Annotated in this window: 17 protein-coding genes; 10 read left to right on the forward strand and 7 right to left on the reverse strand. The window is 61.6% G+C overall.

Annotated elements, in window-relative coordinates:
- Together petA and AF71_RS19920 are read right to left on the reverse strand one after the other, a co-directional pair.
- Positions 1–530 (reverse strand): ubiquinol-cytochrome c reductase iron-sulfur subunit (gene petA / locus AF71_RS19915; RefSeq protein ID WP_169682750.1); only part of this gene is annotated, 530 nt, incomplete at its 3' end.
- Positions 531–853: 323 nt separating this feature from the next.
- Positions 854–2,773, reverse strand: a complete 1,920-nt coding sequence (locus AF71_RS19920) for an ABC transporter ATP-binding protein (RefSeq protein WP_113471832.1) — start codon at positions 2,771–2,773, stop codon at positions 854–856.
- Between the two features lie 182 nt (positions 2,774–2,955).
- Here AF71_RS19920 and AF71_RS19925 point away from each other — a divergent pair, with 182 nt between their 5' ends.
- Positions 2,956–3,165 (forward strand): ribbon-helix-helix protein, CopG family, encoded by a 210-nt coding sequence (locus tag AF71_RS19925; RefSeq protein ID WP_018857615.1) that lies wholly within the window; start codon positions 2,956–2,958, stop codon positions 3,163–3,165.
- Positions 3,166–3,225: 60 nt separating this feature from the next.
- Here AF71_RS19925 and AF71_RS19930 read toward each other — a convergent pair whose 3' ends face one another.
- A complete protein-coding gene (locus tag AF71_RS19930) occupies positions 3,226–5,082 on the reverse strand; it encodes an ABC transporter ATP-binding protein (RefSeq protein ID WP_062370252.1) in 1,857 nt (618 codons plus the stop codon).
- 388 nt (positions 5,083–5,470) lie between these two features.
- Between AF71_RS19930 and AF71_RS19935 the strand changes: the two genes are divergently transcribed.
- Together AF71_RS19935 and AF71_RS19940 are read left to right on the forward strand one after the other, a co-directional pair.
- Entirely contained in the window at positions 5,471–5,932 is a 462-nt protein-coding gene (locus tag AF71_RS19935; protein WP_018857613.1) for a tRNA (cytidine(34)-2'-O)-methyltransferase, read from the forward strand.
- A 193-nt stretch (positions 5,933–6,125) separates the two neighbouring features.
- Positions 6,126–7,772, forward strand: coding sequence for a Na/Pi cotransporter family protein (locus AF71_RS19940; RefSeq protein WP_018857612.1), 1,647 nt, complete (start codon positions 6,126–6,128; stop codon positions 7,770–7,772).
- A 5-nt stretch (positions 7,773–7,777) separates the two neighbouring features.
- On the opposite strand, the gene AF71_RS19945 is transcribed toward AF71_RS19940, so the two are convergent.
- A complete protein-coding gene (locus tag AF71_RS19945) occupies positions 7,778–8,038 on the reverse strand; it encodes a hypothetical protein (protein WP_026371829.1) in 261 nt (86 codons plus the stop codon).
- Between the two features lie 166 nt (positions 8,039–8,204).
- On the opposite strand from AF71_RS19945, the gene hemF reads away from it, so the two are divergent.
- The 3 genes from hemF (at position 8,205) to AF71_RS19960 (ending at position 9,767) form a co-directional block, all read left to right on the forward strand.
- Positions 8,205–9,119 (forward strand): oxygen-dependent coproporphyrinogen oxidase, encoded by a 915-nt coding sequence (gene hemF / locus AF71_RS19950; RefSeq protein ID WP_018857610.1) that lies wholly within the window; start codon positions 8,205–8,207, stop codon positions 9,117–9,119.
- A 90-nt stretch (positions 9,120–9,209) separates the two neighbouring features.
- Positions 9,210–9,470, forward strand: a complete 261-nt coding sequence (locus tag AF71_RS19955; protein ID WP_025660392.1) for a hypothetical protein — start codon at positions 9,210–9,212, stop codon at positions 9,468–9,470.
- Between the two features lie 111 nt (positions 9,471–9,581).
- A complete protein-coding gene (locus tag AF71_RS19960) occupies positions 9,582–9,767 on the forward strand; it encodes a DUF1059 domain-containing protein (protein WP_018857608.1) in 186 nt (61 codons plus the stop codon).
- A gap of 1 nt (position 9,768) precedes the next feature.
- On the opposite strand, the gene AF71_RS19965 is transcribed toward AF71_RS19960, so the two are convergent.
- From AF71_RS19965 to AF71_RS19975, 3 genes are read right to left on the reverse strand one after another with little or no spacing between them, the layout of a single operon-like run.
- A complete protein-coding gene (locus AF71_RS19965) occupies positions 9,769–11,019 on the reverse strand; it encodes a CCA tRNA nucleotidyltransferase (protein ID WP_018857607.1) in 1,251 nt (416 codons plus the stop codon).
- Complete coding sequence (locus AF71_RS19970; protein WP_018857606.1) at positions 11,016–11,666, reverse strand: CoA pyrophosphatase; 651 nt, start codon at positions 11,664–11,666, stop codon at positions 11,016–11,018. Before AF71_RS19970 ends, AF71_RS19965 begins: the two co-directional genes overlap by 4 nt.
- Positions 11,663–12,286, reverse strand: coding sequence for a DUF1285 domain-containing protein (locus AF71_RS19975; RefSeq protein WP_018857605.1), 624 nt, complete (start codon positions 12,284–12,286; stop codon positions 11,663–11,665). Before AF71_RS19975 ends, AF71_RS19970 begins: the two co-directional genes overlap by 4 nt.
- Positions 12,287–12,444: 158 nt before the next feature.
- On the opposite strand from AF71_RS19975, the gene AF71_RS19980 reads away from it, so the two are divergent.
- The 4 genes from AF71_RS19980 to AF71_RS19995 are packed head-to-tail and all read left to right on the forward strand — an operon-like array spanning position 12,445 to position 19,269.
- Positions 12,445–13,455 carry a MoxR family ATPase gene (locus tag AF71_RS19980; RefSeq protein WP_018857604.1) on the forward strand — a complete coding sequence of 337 codons (1,011 nt, stop codon included), beginning with the start codon at positions 12,445–12,447 and terminating at the stop codon, positions 13,453–13,455.
- A 12-nt stretch (positions 13,456–13,467) separates the two neighbouring features.
- Positions 13,468–14,388 (forward strand): DUF58 domain-containing protein, encoded by a 921-nt coding sequence (locus AF71_RS19985; RefSeq protein ID WP_018857603.1) that lies wholly within the window; start codon positions 13,468–13,470, stop codon positions 14,386–14,388.
- Positions 14,385–17,198 (forward strand): DUF4159 domain-containing protein, encoded by a 2,814-nt coding sequence (locus AF71_RS19990; protein ID WP_018857602.1) that lies wholly within the window; start codon positions 14,385–14,387, stop codon positions 17,196–17,198. Before AF71_RS19985 ends, AF71_RS19990 begins: the two co-directional genes overlap by 4 nt.
- A gap of 1 nt (position 17,199) precedes the next feature.
- Complete coding sequence (locus AF71_RS19995) at positions 17,200–19,269, forward strand: hypothetical protein (protein ID WP_169682751.1); 2,070 nt, start codon at positions 17,200–17,202, stop codon at positions 19,267–19,269.

Below are 19,269 nucleotides of genomic sequence, written 5' to 3' on the forward strand. Positions count from 1 at the left end.
GCCAGGTTCTGCGGCGCCGGACCTTTGCGGATGCGGCCGGCCGTGTCGTAGACCGAGCCATGGCAGGGACAGAACCAACCATTGTATTCGCCGGCCTGGCCGAGCGGGATGCAGCCGAGATGGGTGCACGAGCCGATCATGACGATCCAGTTTTCCTTGTCCTTGCCGGCCGAACGGTCGACGCCGGTCGCCTGCGCATCGGACGGCAGGTTGGCGTTGCGCGCCACCGGGTCCTTCAGGTCGGAAAGCGGCACCTCATCGGCAGCCTTCACTTCCTCGGGCGTACGGTTGCGGATGAAGATCGGCTTGCCGCGCCACTTGGCCGTCAGCGACATTCCCGGCTCGAGGCTGGAAACGTCAACCTCGATCGAGGCCAGCGCCAACGTCGAAGCATCCGGACGCATCTGGTCGATAAACGGCCATGCAACCGCAACGGCCCCAACCGCCCCCGCCATGCCTGTGGTGAGATAAAGGAAATCACGGCGAGTCGGCTCGCCCGTGATCTCGCCTGTCGTTTCGTGTTCGCTCACGGCTTATAACCATCCTCTACGCAAATTTTGCGGAACTCCGCCCCTGCTCCTCGCGGCGGCGAATCTGTCGCGACACAATTCGACCATAGATTCCCCACCAATCCGGCGCGTTCTAAGCTTGATCGCAAATTATGTCCAGCCTTGGCAAGGCCATGTGGGCACAATGTCGCGGGAATTTTCAGATGATTTTCGAAGACAATCACATGCTTGCCACAGCTGCGCATTGCACCAACTCGAGCCTTCGGCACCAGCGTCGACGGCGTTCCCGCCGACCGGCCACTACGGCTGAAACCATTCCAGTGGACCGAAGGTAATACTGCATCTCAGACGACTTTGGCCTCGTCGCCGAGTTTACGGTGTGCCTTTGAACCGGGCGGTGGCGCCTCGACATCGGTTGCGATGAACCCACCGGATTGCCGTGCCCAGAGTTCGGCATAGAGACCACCCTGTTTCAGCAGAGCTTCGTGCGTCCCCTCTTCTATAATCCCCCCCTCGTCGACGACGATCAATCGGTCGAGGGCGGCGATGGTCGAGAGCCGATGCGCGATGGCAAGCACCGTCTTGCCTTGCATGAGGCCGATCAGATTGGATTGGATCGCCTCTTCCACCTCGGAATCCAGCGCCGATGTTGCTTCGTCGAGAACGAGGATCGGCGCATCCTTCAGCATGACGCGCGCAATCGCGATACGCTGGCGCTGACCGCCGGAAAGCTTCACGCCACGCTCCCCGACGTGCGCGTCGAAACCCCTGCGGCCATTCTGGTCCTGCAGGCGCTCGATGAAGCCAAGCGCTTCCGCGCGCCGAGCCGCTTCGACCAACCGCGCCTCGCCCGCATCAGGGCGCCCAAACAAGATATTGTCCCGGACGGAACGATGCAGGAGCGACGTATCCTGGCTGACAACGCCGATCTGCATGCGCAGGGTTTCCTGCGTGACGGACGCAATGTCCTGGCCGTCGATCAAGATCCGTCCACCTTCGAGGTCGTAGAGCCGCAGCAGGAGGTTGACCAGTGTCGACTTGCCGGCGCCCGAGCGCCCGACGATGCCGACCTTCTCCCCCGGCTCGATCGTGAGCGAGAAGTTGTCGATAACGCCATCTGGTCTGCCGTAGTGGAAAGAGACGTTCTCGAAGCGGATGCCGGGCTGTCGAATAGTAAGGTCGCGGGCACCGGGGCGATCGACCAGTCCAAGCGGCTGCGAGATCAGCTCGGCAGCATTCTGGATCGTGCCGAGGTTGCGCATGATGCCGTTGAACTGGGTCATCAGCCGGCCGAGAAGGAAGTTGAGGCGCAGCACAAGCGCCAGCGAGAAGGCGACCGCGCCGGAACTGATGAGCCCCGCCAGCCAAAGATGAACGCTCAGTCCGGCCATCGTAACGATCATGATGCCCGAAAGCAGTGCCATCGAGGCGCGTACCCCGGTGATGAAGCGCGTGAACCGCAGGACAGTGTGCTGATAGAAGTCGAAGCCTTGCCGCATGTAGCGGTCGCTCTCTTCGTCACGCGCAAACAGCTTCAGTGTCTGGATGTTGCTGTAGGCGTCCACCATGCGCCCGTTGATCATCGACGCCGCTTCCGCCGTTTCCCGGGAATGCAATCGGATGCGGGGCACGAAATAACGCGCGAGAACGCCGAACACGCCGAGCCAGCAGAGCACGACCACGGCAAGCGAGAGATCCAGCCGCGCGACGAGCACCAGCGTTGTCGCCGCATAGATGCCGACGAACCAGACGCTCTCCATCAGCGACGTCACCAGATCGCCCGTGGCCTGGCCCGCCGACCAGACCTTGGTGACGACGCGGCCGGAGAAATCGCTTTGAAAGAACGAGAGCGATTGCCTCGAAACATGCAGGTAGGATTGCCAGCGCGCGAGGTTATAGAAGCCGGGCGTGATCACCTGCTGATCGACGAGCGCAATCAACAGCGCGACGACAAAGCGGACGATGCCGATAAGGACGAGCATACCGAAGAGTTCGGCGCCGTGCGCGGCAAGAAGGCCGCTCCAGCCTGCGGCCGGCGTGATCGTCGCGAGGATATCGACAAGCCGGCCGACGAACCAGAAGAGCGCCGCCTCGATTGCCGCCGACATCCCGCCGAGCACGAGCATCGCGACGAAGGGCGTCTTCGCCTGCCCGATATAGAACCAGATGAATCCAAGCGTGGAACGCGGGGGCTGAATGTTTTCCCGCGGCGCAAAGGGATTAATCCAATTTTCAAAGACACGAAGGAGTCGTTTTATCAGCATAAATGCGATATAGGCTTATTAGCCAGGGCGGGAAAGCAACGGCCCCAGGGCGCAACCTTATATTTTCGTAACAATCGGTAACAACAACGGCATCGTTGTTGAATGAGACTGACCTCGTCACAATCTCGAGGTACAATGGATTCTTACGGGAGACGGCCGCGATGCAAGCAAGGAAGACAGTATTGTCGAGTATTCCGCTGCCCCTTGCGGAACGACTTGATGCAATCGTTGAACAGTTGGAAATGTCCTACGACGAGGCAATCGCCGAGGCGATCTCTACGTGGGTCGATCGCGAGGAAGAGCGACGTCTGTTCGCATTGCGTACGCTTGTGTCGACCAATAGCATGCTTGTCGAAGGAAACCGGGTGAAAGACTGGGCAGACAGCCTCTGACACCACATCCATGGACACGAAAAGAGAAGCCCTCCCCGCATCCGCAGGGAGGGCTTCTTTCTATTCGGCCGCCTCTTCCGCCTCTTCCGAGTGATCCGCCAAGAAGCCGCCGGACTGACGGTTCCACAGGTCAGCGTAAATACCGCCCTGCTGGACCAGCTCTGCGTGGGCGCCGGCCTCGATGATCCTGCCCTTGTCGAGCACGATCAGACGGTCCATCTCGGTCAGGGTCGACAGGCGATGCGCGATCGCAATCACCGTCTTGCCTTCCATCAGCGCAAATAGGTTTTCCTGAATCGCTGCCTCGACCTCGGAGTCGAGCGCCGATGTCGCCTCGTCGAGCACCAGGATCGGCGCGTCCTTCAGGAAGACGCGGGCGATCGCGACGCGCTGACGCTGGCCGCCGGAGAGCTTCACGCCGCGTTCGCCTACCTGCGCGTCGAGCCCTGTGCGGCCCTGCATGTCGACAAGCCCTTCGATGAAGTCCCAGGCATTCGCACGCCTGGCGGCTTCGATCACCTGGGCGTCGGTCGCGTCCGGGCGGCCATAGGCGATGTTGTCGCGGATCGACCGGTGCAGCAGGGACGTATCCTGCGTCACGACGCCGATCAGTTCACGCAGGCTTTCCTGGGACACGCCCGAGATGTCCTGCCCATCGATCGTGATGCGGCCGGCCTCCAGATCGTAGAAGCGCAGCAACAGGTTCATCAGCGTCGTCTTGCCGGCACCGGAGCGACCGACCAGGCCGACCTTCTCACCCGCCTTGATGTCTAGGGAGAGATTGTCGATGACACCTTTGCCCTTGCCATAGTGGAAGCGGATGCGCTCGTAGTGGATTGCACCCTTCCTCGCTGACAACTGCGGCGCGTTCGGCTTGTCGACGATGTCATGCTTCTTCGTCATCATCTCCATGCCGTCATAGACCGTGCCGATGTTCTCGAACAGCGCCGAGACTTCCCACATGATCCACTGCGACATGCCGTTGACACGCATGGCAAGACCGATCGCAATAGCAATGGCACCGACCGAGATCTGTCCGTTCAGCCAGAACCAGATGGACAGGCCGGACACCACGAACAACGCCACGCAGTTGTTCATATAGACGGATATATGAAACAACGTGACGCGACGCATCTGCGAGTGGACAGTTTCGAGGAACTCCTCCATGCCGCTACGCGCATAGGTCTCTTCGCGGCCGGCATGCGAGAACAGCTTCACCGTCGCGATGTTCGTGTAGCTGTCGACCACCCGCCCCGTCATCATAGAGCGCGCATCCGCCTGCTGTGCCGCGATCTTGCGAAGCCGCGGCACGAAGTAGGACACGATTCCGATATAGACAGCGAGCCAAACGAGGATCGGTATCATCAGCCGCCAGTCGGCAGCAGCGATCACAATGATCATCGACAGGAAGTAGGTGACGACATAGACGAAGACATCGAGGATCTTCATCGTCGTTTCGCGAACCGCAAGCGACGTCTGCATCACCTTCGTCGCAACGCGTCCGGCGAATTCGTTGGCGAAAAAGGTCATGCTGTGACGCAGCAGGAAACGGTGCATCTGCCAGCGTGCGATCATCGGATAGTTGCCGAGTAGCACCTGATGCATGATGAGTGAATCCAGCCCCGCCGCCAGCGGCAGGCCGATGAGGATCAACGATCCCATCCATGCCAACCTCGGCCATTCCGACTCCAGAAATGTCGCCTTGTCGGCTTTAGTCAGCCAGTCCACGATATCACCGAGGAACTGGAAGAGCGCCACCTCGCCGACGGCGATCAGCGCCGTCAGCACTGCCATGATGGCGAGCCACGGTGCTGCCGGCTTCGTGTAGTGCCAGCAAAATGCAAAAAGACCCTTCGGAGGAGCAACCGGCTCCTCGGTCGGGAAAGGATTAAGTCGCTGCTCGAACCAGCCAAACATGAAAATGCTCCGAAACCTGATCGGTCCAGCCTCCCCGGCTCGCGCAAAACGGCGCTTGAGAGCTCATATGGGAACCGGACGTTCACGGGACGAGGCCATAACGGCCGCGCAAAGGTTAGAAATGGGAACTCAGGAGAGAAATGGCACTACGCGTGCCAGGTCGCCACTCGCGGGGTCACGCATCGAGAGCGCATACGCGGCAATATTTCCATCTTGGCGCTCCCTTCTGGCGATTAAAAGATGTGCACCCTTAACGCGAATCAAGCAGAATTTCCAGCCCCGACCGGCCGGAAATTGAACAATTATCGGCCAAAATGCGCCCTATTGCGCTGAAATCACAGTTGCAATAGGCGTCCTTCGACGAAAACCGAAAAATACGGCCTAGACCATGGCGATCCTCAGACTAGCGCTCTATCAGCCTGACATACCCGGCAATACGGGAACCATCCTGCGTCTCGCCGCCTGTCTTGGCTTCGCTGTCGACATTATCGAGCCTGCTGGTTTCGACATATCCGACCGCAACCTCAAACGGGCAGGCATGGACTATATCGCCGCAGCCGCCCTCACCCGCCATGTCAATTGGGATCGCTTCGAGGACTGGCGAAAGGCTACCGGTCGGCGTTTGGTGCTGGCGTCCACCAAGTCGTCCGACCGCTATACCGACTTCGCATTCCGTGACGACGACATCCTTCTTTTCGGCCGCGAGAGCGCCGGCGTCCCTGATCATGTCCACGCGGCAGCCGACGCCCGGATCCTCGTTCCCATGGTGGAAGGCCAACGCTCGATAAACGTCGCCGTCTCGGCTGCGATGATCGTCGGAGAAGCCATGCGGCAGACCGTCTGGCGCTGATTTCCGACCTTCGCGACCTCGACGACGATACCGCTTCAAAATATGTCGCGAACGACGTTGTGAATTTCCCCAAGCAGCGTATAGTTTTTAGCCGAGCAATAAAAATTGCGCGCGTAACGCCATATTTTCAAACACTTGAGAACCTATATTCGAAGGAACACCCTTCCCGCATAAGAGGCAAAGAAACGGCAGCATGGAATCGACGATCGTCATGATCAACCTGTTCGGCGCGGTAGCGCTGCTGCTGTTCGGCCTGGCCCAGGTGAAGGACGGCGTGTCGCGTGCGTTTGGGGCGCGGTTGCGCACCGGCCTTGCCACCGGCACGCGCAGCGGCCTGCGCTCGTTCGTCTCGGGCTTCTTTGCGACGATTGCGCTGCAGAGTTCGACGGCAACCGCGCTGATGGTCGCCTCCTTCGTCGAGCGCGAGCTGGTGAAGCCGCGCATGGCGCAGATCGTCCTGCTCGGCGCCAATGTCGGAACCGCGGTGACCGCCTGGATCGTCGCCACCGGCATCGCGTGGCTGTCACCACTGGTGATCCTTGCCGGCATGGTGCTGCATCGCAGCGGCTCGTCGTCGCGCCAGGGCGGCGGCACCGCACTGATCGGCATCGGCCTGATGCTGTTGTCGCTGCATCTTTTGAGCAGCGCCACCGAACCGATGCGGCAGTCGCCGGCGCTCGGCGCCTTCATTGCCCTGCTCGACAATGCCTGGCCGGTCGCACTCGCCTTTTCCGCAGTCATCGCCTTCATCTCGTCGTCGAGCCTTGCCGCCGTCGTCCTCATTCTCTCGCTGGCCTCGACGGGCATCCTGTCAGCAGGGCTGATCATCGTTCTGGTGCTCGGCGCCAATCTCGGCGGCGCCATTCCGCCGGTGATCGCCTCGCTTGCCGGTCCGGCAGCCGCCAGGCGCGTCACGCTCGGCAATCTGATCGTACGCGCCATCGGCTGCCTGATCGCATTGCCGCTCGCAGGCTACGGCGCCGACCTGCTTGGAACGCTGCCGCTGACGCCGGCGAAACTGCCGGTCGACGCCCATCTAGGCTTCAACCTGATGCTGGCTGCGCTCGCCTGGCCGTTCTCCCGCCCCCTCTCGCGGTTGATGCTCAGGCTGGTGCCGGAGGAGGCCCAGGCGGAGGGCGGACCACGCTATCTCGACCAGCAGGAGCTGGCGACACCGGTCGTGGCGCTGGCCAGTGCGACAAGGGAGGTGCTCGGCGTCGGTGACCTGATCGAACGCATGCTGATGCGCGCCTCGGATGCCTTCGAGGCCAACAACCTGGCGAACCTGAAGGAAATCCCGTCGCTGGAAAAGCGGGTCGACAGCCTGCAGCAGGAGGTGAAGATCTATCTCTCCAAGCTCGGCCATGCCGGGCTCAGCGAAGAGGACGGGCGCCGCTCGATCGTGATCATCGACTACGCCATCAATCTCGAACACATCGGCGACATCATCGAGAAGGGGCTGATGCCGCAGGTGACGAAGAAGGTTTCGCTCGGCTTGAAATTCTCCGAGGAAGGCTATGAGGAGCTGCGCAAGCTCTTCCACCTTACGATCGACAATCTGCGCATTGCCCAGACGATCCTCGTCACCGGCGACTTCAATCTCGCCAGGCAGTTGATGGAGGTGAAGGTCGAGGTTCGCCGGATGGAAAAGCAATCGTCGGAGCGGCATCTGGAGCGCCTGCGCGACGGTCGCGCCGACAGCCTGCAGACAAGCTCGCTGCACCTCGACATGCTGCGCGACCTAAAGCGCATCAACGCCCACATCGTCTCCGTCGCCCACCCCATCCTCGACGAAAGCGGCCTGCTCATCGAAAGCAGGTTGAAGGGTGCGGCCGAGTAGACCGATCAATCGGCGGACGGCAGCCGGCGCATGGTGAATTCGATCTGGTCGCCTTCCAACTGACGCCAACTCTCGACCTCCGTCCAGTACGCGGCCTTGGGATACTCGTCGAACCATTCGCGCGCCTTGGCGCGCGCGTCGAGCAGATTGAGGCAATAGGTTTGTCGCACGAAACGATCGTTATTCCGGGGTGTGCCTTCCGCCCGGTGGGTAGCAATCCGTCGCTTGAGACCGTCGAACGACGGAGGTCCAGGGATTTTCGTCATGAGCCTACCTCTGTGACAAAAAGTTAGTATCGAAAGCCGCCTTTTGCGAGTCGAATCTGAGGAGCCCTCAGGCATCGCCTCTGCTGGCAGGACCCTGCCCTACCTGCTATCAGAGCAGCAAAGACGAAAGCGCGAGTCGATGGCGACCCGCTCGGAGAGAGATGAAATGGAACGACCCGAACTTCCGATCGGCCTGCCGGACGATATCGAAGAGAAGAAGTCAGTCGCCCGCGCCTGGTTTGAAAGTCTTCGCGATACTATCTGCGCCTCATTCGAAGCGCTCGAAGACGAACTCTCGGGCCCACTCTCCGATAGAGAACCCGGCCTCTTCGTGGCGAAGGAATGGACGCGCGAAAATGGCGCCGGTGGCGGCGGCCGCATGTCGATGATGCATGGCCGCGTCTTCGAGAAGGTTGGCGTGCATACATCCACCGTCTATGGCGAATTCGCGCCTGATCTGCGCGCCCAGATGCCCGGCGCCAAGGAAGATCCGCGTTTCTGGGCCTCTGGCATCTCGCTGATCGCCCATCCGGTCAACCCCAACGTACCGGCCGTTCACATGAACACGCGCATGGTCGTAACCTCGAGCCGCTGGTTCGGCGGCGGCGCCGACCTGACGCCAGTGCTCGACCGCCGCCGTACGCAGGAAGATGAGGACAGCCAGCTGTTTCACAAGGCGATGGAGATCGCCTGCCGCAGCCACTCGGGCGTCGCCGATTACGCCGCCTACAAGAAATGGTGCGACGAGTATTTCTTCCTCAAGCACCGCAACGAAGCGCGCGGCATCGGGGGCATCTTCTATGACTGGCTGCATTCCGGCGAGGAAGCCGGCGGATGGGACGCCGATTTCGCCTTCACCCGCGACGTCGGACGGGCTTTCGCCATGGTTTATCCACGCATTGTTCGCACCAACTTCAATAAGCCGTGGACAGACGCGGATCGTGACGAACAATTGATTCGCCGTGGGCGCTATGTTGAGTTCAATTTACTCTATGATCGAGGTACAATCTTTGGCCTCAAGACAGGAGGAAACGTCGAGTCCATTCTCTCATCCTTGCCCCCTCTTGTCCGTTGGCCGTGATCAGACAAAAAAGACGTCTGAAGGGCTTAAATTCGGAGACTGGACCACTAACTCTGTGCATGTACGCGTAACAATCGGAGGAGGATTGTCATGACGGTACAAAGTAGCTCTGCGGCATCGGCGGGTGCGCCAGAGCAACCCCCATCTATGGATGCACCCGAATTTTTGAGCCGGATTGCAGAACGGCTCCGGGCGAAAAGCGGCTCCGACCTTCCCCTTTCCTGCTTTGTGGAACAAGTGAAGCTCCAGCTGGCAGGCGGCAAGACACCGGAAGAACTGGACCGTCTGGCAAAGCGTCCGGACAACAAGGCGGCGACAGATTGCTTCAGATCCTGGGCGATGCCCGAATAACAAGAAAATGACCAACCGGCCGGTCCTTCGCGCCGGCCGGAACCTTCTTACCCCTCGAGCATTCAGCCATTGCATCATCGCGCAATCGCATGAAACCGAAGGAGGAAAAGAATGAGACTCTTCGAATGCGGAACGCTCGTTCCTGGATGCGACTGGCATACCCGCGCGAATGACGATGCCGAAATCGTCCGTCGCGTTGTCGAACATATGCGCAACGCCCACGGCGAGACCGTGATCCGCGAAAACATGGTAGAAAACATCAAGGCCCGCATCCGCAACGAGGCGACAGCGGCCTAAACTACCCCACCAGATCCTTCAGCCGGGCGAGCAACGCCGCCCGGTCCGGTATGAAGTTTTCCTCGATCCAGGCGTTTTCCAAGACCGACAGCGTCTCGCCGACCTGCTTCCCGGCCGGGACACCGGCAGCCATGACGTCGCCGCCATTGATCGGGAATTGCGGTTTCTTCCAGTTATCCGCCAGTTCGAGCAGCTTGCCGAGCCTTGCCGAGCGAGCCATCTCCTGTGTGTCACCTTCCGCCTTGCCGCGTGCTGTTGCCAGCGCAAGTTTCAAGCGGGTATTGATGCCGTCGGCGCCGTGCCGAAAAAGCAGTCGTGAAAGGGCGGCCGAGGACAATTCATCATTGATAACAGGCGCCTTGGCCCATGCCTTGAACCAGGCGGCCTCGGCATTGGCCAGCTTGAGGCGCGCCGCCATCTTCTCCAGCCGATCGGCATCGGGCGGAATGATGGCAGCAAGACGCAGAAGCGGATCTGGCTTCCAGGCAAGCGCTTGCTCCGTACCGATCAATGTCGGAATGGTGTCGATCCCCCATTTCTCAGTCTCTGGCAGGATTTCGCTGAGCACGCCGACCTGTCGCATCCACAGAAGTGCCCGTCCGGGATCTTCGGCGCTGAGTAGCTTGCGCAGTTCCGACCAGACCCTTTCGGCTGAAAGCGTCTTCAGCTTGGCGCGAGCCGATGCGCAGGCTCTCAACCCATCAGCATCCGGACGACCGGAGCCATAGTAGGCGAAGAACCGGAAAAATCGCAGGATACGCAGATAGTCCTCGGCAACACGCGTCGCCGCGTCCCCAATGAAGCGGATATTGCGCTTCTCGATATCGGCGAGACCACCGACCAGGTCGATCACATCGCCTTTGGCGTCGACATAGAGCGCGTTGATCGTGAGGTCGCGGCGTTCCGCGTCTGTCCGCCAATCGGAACTGAAGGCTACCTTTGCACGCCGCCCATCGGTTTCCACGTCTGCCCTCAGCGTCGTGACCTCGAACGGCTTGCCATCGATGACGAGGGTCACAGTGCCGTGCGCCACGCCGGTCGGCACAGCCTTGATCCCAGCGGCAACCGCCCGCTCGATGACCTGCTCCGGCGTAAGGGTCGTGGCGACATCAATGTCACTGACCGGAAGCCGCATGAGGCTGTTGCGGACCGCCCCACCGACGACGCGCCCTTCTCCATCAGAGTTGAGCAACGCAAAAACACGCGTCAGAGCCGGATCCTTGAACCATGCCTCGTTGCCAAGGTTGGTCATGCATAGAGCCTTTCATAGAGGGTGCGAACGATGCCGGCGGTAATGCCCCAGATCATCCGGCTTTCATAGGGCATCCGGTAGAATTGTCGTTCGAGACCGTCAAGCACGCGCCTGTCGCGGCTGTGGTTGGCCGGGTTCATGAGAAAGGACAGCGGTACTTCGAACACGTCATCCACCTCGGTGGGGTTGAGTTTCAATTCGAAGCCGCGCCGAACAACGGCGAGCACTGGCGTTATACGGAAGCCGGTCGACGCCAGATAGTTCGGAAGCCGCGCCACGGTCTCGACAAAGGAGCCGTCGATGCCGATCTCCTCTTCGGTTTCCCGGATTGCGGCCTTTTCGGCGGAGCCGTCGATGGCGTCAATCTTTCCACCCGGGAACGCGATCTGTCCGGAATGCTTGCGCAGCGTCGCCGTGCGCTGCGTGAAAATCACATGCGCATCGTCACCATCGTCGATAACAGGCACCAGCACCGCGGCATCGCGAAGTTTGAAGGTCTCCACCTGCGTGACGATATCGGGGTTGAGAATGTGATCGCCGTGATCACGCCAGGAGAGATCCACCGGACCACCGCTCTGGTGAAGAGCGCGACGGCGGAATTCAGCCGCTGAATAGAGCGAACGGTTTTCGGTCAAAACATTGTTCATCGGGAGAGTGCATCCAGTTCTTCCGCCGGCATGACAGGAAAGGTCACACCGCCGGAGCGCAGACAGAACATCGTCTTACCGTCGACTTCAAGGCGTTCGCCGAGCTCGACGAGTTCGTACATGATCGGTCGCGAAACCAGCGCCTCCAGCCGCCCGCGAACATGAAGATAGGGCTTCAACTCGCTGTTTTCGCCATGAACTACAAAACGCAGCGGATGCTCCGGCCCAGCCTCGACCACGTCACCGACATTGGTCCGGAAAGTTAACAGCGGCTCGCCATCCCTTTCTCCGGCATTCATTTCAACGGCGACGAACGGCGCATCGACAACCCGGATACCAACCCGTTCGACGGGGGTTACAAGGTAGGTCTTCTCATCTTCGTCCTTGCGCAGGACCGTGGAGAACAACCTGACGAGCGGCGCCCGGCCGATCGGCGTTCCCATGTAGAACCATGTTCCGTCCGCTCGGATTTCCATGTCGATATCGCCGCAGAACGGCGGATTCCACTTGTCGACGGGCGGAAGGCCTCGGGCTTTGGCCCCTGCATCACCGGCGGCGCGCGAAATCAGCGCAGCAAGACCGGCCGCGTCTGTTGTCGCCTTGATCTCTTCGGCTGCCATTCTTCTGTCCCGGTTTGTCTTTAACTCAAGAAGGTCACGAGATAGTCATTCGGAACGAACTTGTCAGCCCGCAACATCTCCATAACTCTATCTGGTATGACGCTTGCGTGTAAGTCTGCCGATTCGCGACGAATGATATCACCCGCTGGAGATGCCTTATGGGTATGATGAAGACCGAAGCCCCCCTCGATGAAAAGGCGATCATCGCCGCGGCCGAGAAGGCCCTTGCAGATATTGCCGCCGTGCGGGGTGAAGTCTCGAAGGTGATCTTCGGCCAGGAAAGCGTCGTCGAGAACACTCTTCTCGCGGTTCTTTCGGGCGGCCATGCCCTGCTGGTCGGTGTGCCGGGCCTTGCCAAGACCAAACTCGTTACTACCCTCGGCGAAGTGCTTGGCCTCGCCTCCAACCGCATCCAGTTCACACCGGATCTGATGCCTTCCGATATCTTGGGCTCCGAAGTGATGGACCAAGATGACAGCGGCCGCCGTTCCTTCCGTTTCGTCAAGGGACCGGTGTTCGCCCAACTCCTCATGGCCGACGAAATCAACCGCGCGTCGCCGCGCACGCAATCGGCCCTGCTGCAGTCCATGCAGGAATACCACATCACCGTTGCCGGCCACCGCTACGATCTGCCCGCGCCCTTCCACGTCCTGGCCACCCAGAACCCGCTGGAGCAGGAAGGCACCTATCCCTTGCCCGAGGCGCAGCTCGACCGCTTCCTTCTCCAGGTAGACGTCCACTATCCGGAGCTCGCCGCCGAGCGACAGATCCTGCTCGAGACGACCGGGACCAGCGAAACGACGCCGCAAGCGATCCTGAACGCGGAGCGCCTCGTCGAAATCCAAACGCTCATTCGCCAGATGCCGGTCAGCGACAAGGTTGTCGACGCCATCCTCGCGCTTGTTCGCTCGGCCCGTCCGGGTCAGGGAAATGCCGCGACCGACAAGAACGTCGCCTGGGGCCCTGGTCCGCGCGCCGGCCAAGCCATGATGCTTTGCGCCCGCGCCCGTGCCCTTTACGAAGGCCGCCTGGCGCCGTCTATTGACGACGTCCATGCCCTCGCGGAACCGGTGCTGCAGCACCGCATGGCGCTGACATTTGCGGCCCGCGCGGAAGGCATGTCGGTTCGCGATGTCATCGAAGGGCTGGTCAAGCAGGCCAAGGGATAAGGAAGCGTCTGCGTGGCACCCATCGGACAGATCGTCAATCCGACCTCGGGCAATGACGCCCTCGCTCGCGCAAGGCAGCGGGCGAGCCTTGTGCCGGATTGTCTGGTCGAGGCCAAGCGGATCGCCAACACGGTGATCGCCGGCTGGCACGGTCGCCGCAAGCGCGGCATCGGCGAGAATTTCTGGCAGTTCCGTCCCTATACCGAGGGCGAAAGTCTATCCCGCATCGATTGGCGCCGTTCGGCGCGCGACGACCATACCTACATCCGCGACCGCGAGTGGGAAGCAGCCCATACGATCTGGCTCTGGGCCGACATGTCTCCCTCGATGATGTACAAGTCGACCTTCGGAAACGCCTCCAAGGAAGGCCGCGCGCTCGTCATCATGCTGGCGCTTGCCGAAATCCTGGCGCGTTCCGGCGAACGCATCGGATGTCCCGGCGTCATGGAACCGATTGCCGCACGCAATGCCGCGGAACGGCTTGCGACGGCATTGATGCACGCGCCGCTGAGCGGAGGGCTGCCCGATACGGCGATGATCCGCGGCTGGAGCGAACTCGTCTTGATTGGCGATTTTCTCGATGACGCGCGAGCAGTGATGGCGCGCATCGCCCCCTTGGCGCGGCGCGGTCTGCGCGGCCACGTGATCGAGATCGCCGATCCGGCCGAGGAGCTCTTCCCGTATGATGGCCGCACCGAATTCACCGACCCCGAGACAGGGTCGAAGCTGACATCCGGCCGCGCCGAGCATGTTCGCGAAGCCTATACCCGCGCCTATCTCGACCGCCGGGACGATCTCGGCCAGGCGCTGCGCCACATGGGCTGGACCTTCGTCAGCCACCGCACAGACCACCTAGCCTCTGAAGCGCTGGTCGCCGTCCACATGTACCTTTCGGGCATGCCCGCAAGGATGACGCAGGGAGAACGCGCGTGAACGCTCTCCCCTTTGCTTTTGCCTATCCCGCAATCCTCGGCGCCCTTGTGGCCTTGCCGATCATCTGGTGGCTTCTCAGACTGACGCCGCCGCGCCCGAAGACAGAAGTCTTCCCACCTCTGAAGATTCTCGCCACGGTCCTGAAGCGGGAAGAAACCCCTGCCCAGAGTCCCTGGTGGCTGACGCTGCTGCGCATGCTGCTTGCGACCGCAGTCATCCTGGCCATCGCCGATCCGGTCTTCAATCCGCGCACCAATTCAATCGCTTCCGGCGGTCCGCTCGTGCTCTTTGTTGACAACGGCTGGGCCACCTCGCCGGATTGGGATCGCCGCGTGAAGACCGCTGACGCCCTGATCGACGACGCGGAATCCGCTGGTACTCCGGTGGCGATCGCCTTCACCGCCGACCCGACCAACGATGCCGTCCCCGGAACGGCAGCCGTCGCCCGCGACAAGCTGCGTGCCGCAGAACCGAAGCCGCTTGTGCCGGATCGCCAGCGTGCTTTCGAGGCTCTCCGCGCCGCGCTGAACGGCGTCCATCCCGGCACTCTCGCCTTCCTTACGGATGGCGCCGCCGCAAGAGAGAACGACACGACCGTCCGCCAGCTTTCCGACCTCTCGCCTGCCCAATTGCGATTGATCTCAGGAGACGCAAACGAAACGATTGCGATCACGTCCGCAAGCAATGCCGCCGACGCGATGACGGTCACCGCCACGCGCCTCGACAGTGGCGCTGCCGCCTCGCGCCCGATCACCGCGCAGGACACGCAGGGACGCGCGATCGCGACCGGCTCGATCGACTTCCAGCCGGGTCAGAGCGTCGCGACCGGATCAATCACCGCACCGTTTGAGATGCGCAACGATTTCGCGCGCGTCAGCATCGACAACCACGCGACGGCTGGCGCCGTGCATCTGCTCGACGACGGTTTCAAGCGTCGCCGCGTGGTTCTGCTATCAGGTGAGGTCGGTGACACTTTCCAACCGCTGCTTTCGCCGCTTTATTACATCCAGCGCGCTTTGCAGCCTTATGCCGATTTGATCGAGCCGAACACGCCTGATCTCGCGACCTCGATCCCGGATCTCCTGTCGCAGAATCCATCTGTCATCATCATGGCGGATATCGGTCGCCTACCCCAGGAAACCTACGAGCCGCTGCAGCGCTGGATCGCAAATGGCGGAACACTTGTCCGCTTCGCCGGGCCGCGCCTTGCCGCCGCACCCGCCGACGATCCGCTGGTGCCGGTGACGTTGCGCCAGGGCGAGCGTGCATTGGGTGGCGCGCTCTCATGGGCCGAACCGCAGCCCCTCGCCGAATTTCCAACCTTCGGCCCCTTCGCCGGCATGCCGAAGCCGACCGATGTTACCGTCAAGCGGCAGGTTCTCGCAGAGCCGACGCCGGATCTTGCCGAGCGCACCTGGGCGAGCCTCGCCGATGGCACGCCGCTGGTCACGACGAAGCCGATCAATGCAGGCAGGATCGTCCTGTTCCATGTCAGCGCAGAAGCGACGTGGTCTGACCTGCCGATCTCGGGCAATTTTGTCGAGATGCTGCGCCGCCTCGTCCAGTTGTCGCGTTCCGGTGGCGTTACCGCTGAAGCCGGCGGTGCATCGACCGCCGAAGCGCTGCCGCCTTTCCGATTGTTGACCGCCAAAGGCGCACTCACGACCGAAACTGGCACGGCGCGTCCGCTGATCCCGAACGCGAAGGTCACGCCGGTCGCAAGCTTCGACAACCCGCCCGGCCTTTACGGCTCCGAAGAAGGATTTACCGCGCTGAACATCCTGCCGAAGAATGCCGAACTGAAGCCGCTTGATACGTCGGGTCTCACAGTCGTGCGCGAAGGGCTGATCGGCGGCGAAACCTGGTCGGCAAAGCCCGCGCTGTTCCTGATCGCCTTCCTGTTGCTGCTGGCCGACAGCCTGATCGTAATGTTCATGAGCGGCGCTTTCTCGAGGCTGCGCCCGGCGGCGCGAACAGCGGCGCTTGTCGCTGTGGCGGTCAGTGCGGCCTTCTTCCTGCAGCCGGGGCAATCGCATGCCGACGACTCCAAGCCCGGCGACGATCAGATCTTCCAGCGGCTCGACAATACGCACCTCGCCTATGTCGTCACCGGCGAACAGGACGTCGACCACATATCCGAACGCGGGCTGGAGGGCTTGACGGAATTCCTGACATACCGCACCACGTTGGAGCCATCACCGCCTGTCGGCGTGGATCTCACCAAGGATGAGCTCACCTTCTATCCGATCATCTATTGGCCGATCTCGGCCACCGCGCCGATGCCCTCGGCAGCTGCAATCAACAAGATCGATGCCTATATGCGCGCCGGCGGAACCGTGCTCTTCGATACGCGCGATCAGTTCAGCGCGCTCGACAACAATGGCGGCTCGGTCAGCGCCAACGGCGAGCGCTTGCAGCAAATCCTTGCCAATCTCGATATTCCGCCGCTGGAACCGGTGCCGTCGGACCACGTGCTGACGAAATCGTTCTACCTGCTCTCAAGCTTCCCCGGCCGCTACACGGGTAGCCCGCTCTGGATTGAAGCACGCCAGGAAAGTCGTCCCGAAAACGCCAAGTCGGCGGCCACGGCCGACGGCGTTTCCCCGATCCTCATCACCGGCAACGATTTTGCCGGTGCCTGGGCCGTCGATGACAATGGGGTACCGTTGTTGCCGACGGTCCCCCCGGACGAGACACAGCGCGAATACGCCTACCGCAGCGGCGTCAACATCATGATGTACATGCTAACCGGCAACTACAAGACCGATCAGGTCCACGTCCCCGCCCTGCTGGAACGGTTGGGACAGTGATATGACGGTTGATTTTTCACCCTTCATTCCTTGGTCGCTCCTGGCGGGTCTGGCGGTTATTGTTCTCGCAACCGCTGCCTTTGGCATCTGGCGCGGCGTGCGCGGCGCATGGATTCGTTCGATCGCGGCCCTTGCCTTGCTGGCTGCCCTCGCCAACCCTCTCTTGCTGCAGGAAGATCGCGACCCACTGTCGACCGTCGTGCCCGTCATCGTTGACCGCAGCCAGAGCCAGCAAACGCCTGATCGCATCAAGATGACCGACGATGCCCTGGCGCAGTTGAAGGATCGCCTCTCGCGCTTCCCCAATGTCGAGCCGCGCTACGTCGACGCGACGGAGCCGCAAGATTCCGATGCTCCCTCGACCCGGCTGTTCAATGTGCTTTCGGCGGCTGTCGCGGACGTGCCGCCCGCGCGCATCGGCGGCGCGATCATGCTGACGGACGGCGAAATCCACGACGTTCCCGGCGTCAATCAGGCGCTCGGCTTCGACGCGCCGATCCACGGCCTGATCACGGGCAAGGCCAACGAGTTCGACCGCCGCATCGAGGTCGTGAAGGCACCGCGCTTCGGGATCGTCAATGAGGAGCAGCAATTGATGCTGCGCGTCTTCGACGACGGACCGAGCCCCGGCGGCACGGCAAGCGTCACGGTGAAACTCAACGGCAACGAGATCGCCACGCTCCAGGCAACGCCTGGCCGCGACACGCCCTTTTCGTTCAAGGTCGAGCGCGGCGGCAGCAACGTTCTCGAATTTTCGGTCGCCGATCTTCCGGGCGAAGTCACCGACGCCAACAACCGCGCGGTCCACCTGATCGACGGCATTCGCGAAAACCTGCGCGTTCTGCTCGTCTCCGGCGAGCCGCATGCCGGCGAGCGCGCCTGGCGCAATCTCTTGAAGTCGGATGCCTCGGTGGATCTCGTCCACTTTACCATTCTGCGCCCGCCCGAAAAGCAGGACGGCACACCGATCAACGAACTGTCGCTGATCGCCTTCCCAACCCGCGAGCTGTTCGTCGATAAGATCAAGGACTTCGACCTGATCATCTTCGACCGCTATCAGCATCGCGGCGTGCTGCCGATCCTCTACTACGACTATATCGCCCAGTACGTGGAAAATGGCGGCGCGCTGTTGATCGCTGCCGGCCCAGAACATGCCGGCCAGGATTCGATTGCCCTGACGCCGCTATCGTCGGTGCTGCCGGCCGCACCGACCGGGCAGATGATCGAAAAAGCCTTTTACCCCCGGCTTTCGGAGGAAGGCCGCAAACACCCCGTTACCCGCGGCCTCGATGGATCCGCTGACGAACCGCCGCATTGGGGCCGCTGGTTCCGCAGCGTCGATGTGGAGCCGCCGCAGGGCCAGACGGTGATGGTCGGCGCTGACAACCATCCGCTGCTCGTTCTCAATCGCGCCGGACAGGGGCGTGTCGCCATGCTGCTCTCCGACCAGGGCTGGCTCTGGGCCCGCGGCTTCGAGGGCGGAGGCCCGCATGTGTCGCTCTATCGCCGCGTCGCCCACTGGCTGATGAAGGAGCCCGCCCTTGAGGAAGAGGCCCTGACGGCACGCGCATCCGGCCGCACGCTGGAGATCACGCGTCAGACCATTGGCGGCGACCCGGGCAATGCAACGGTCCGATATCCCTCGGGAAGGACGGAAACTCTCCCCCTGACGCAAGCCGAGCCGGGCCTCTTCAAGGCCGAGAAGAAGATGGACGAGATCGGCCTTTTCGAGATCAGAAACGGCGACATGACGACGCTGGCGCATGTCGGCGCAGTCGATGCTCCTGAATTCAAGGCCATGATCTCGACGACCGAGGCGTTGAAGCCGATTTCCGACAAGTCGAAGGGGCTCGTCACCCGCGTTTCCGATAGCAGCGGCGCGATCAGCATCCCGCCGATCCTGCCGGTTCGCGGCCAGATCCGCGTTGCCGACGACGATCGCATGCAGATCCACCTTACCAACGAAACGGTGCTGAGGGGCATCAACACCCTGCCGCTGTTTGCCGGTTTCGCCGGTGTCGGCATTCTGCTGCTTGCCTTTGGCGCCATGTGGTGGCGCGAAGGGCGTTAG

Origin of the sequence: Rhizobium sp. 57MFTsu3.2, from assembly GCF_012932765.1 — a bacterium.
GTDB lineage: Bacteria > Pseudomonadota > Alphaproteobacteria > Rhizobiales > Rhizobiaceae > Rhizobium > Rhizobium altiplani.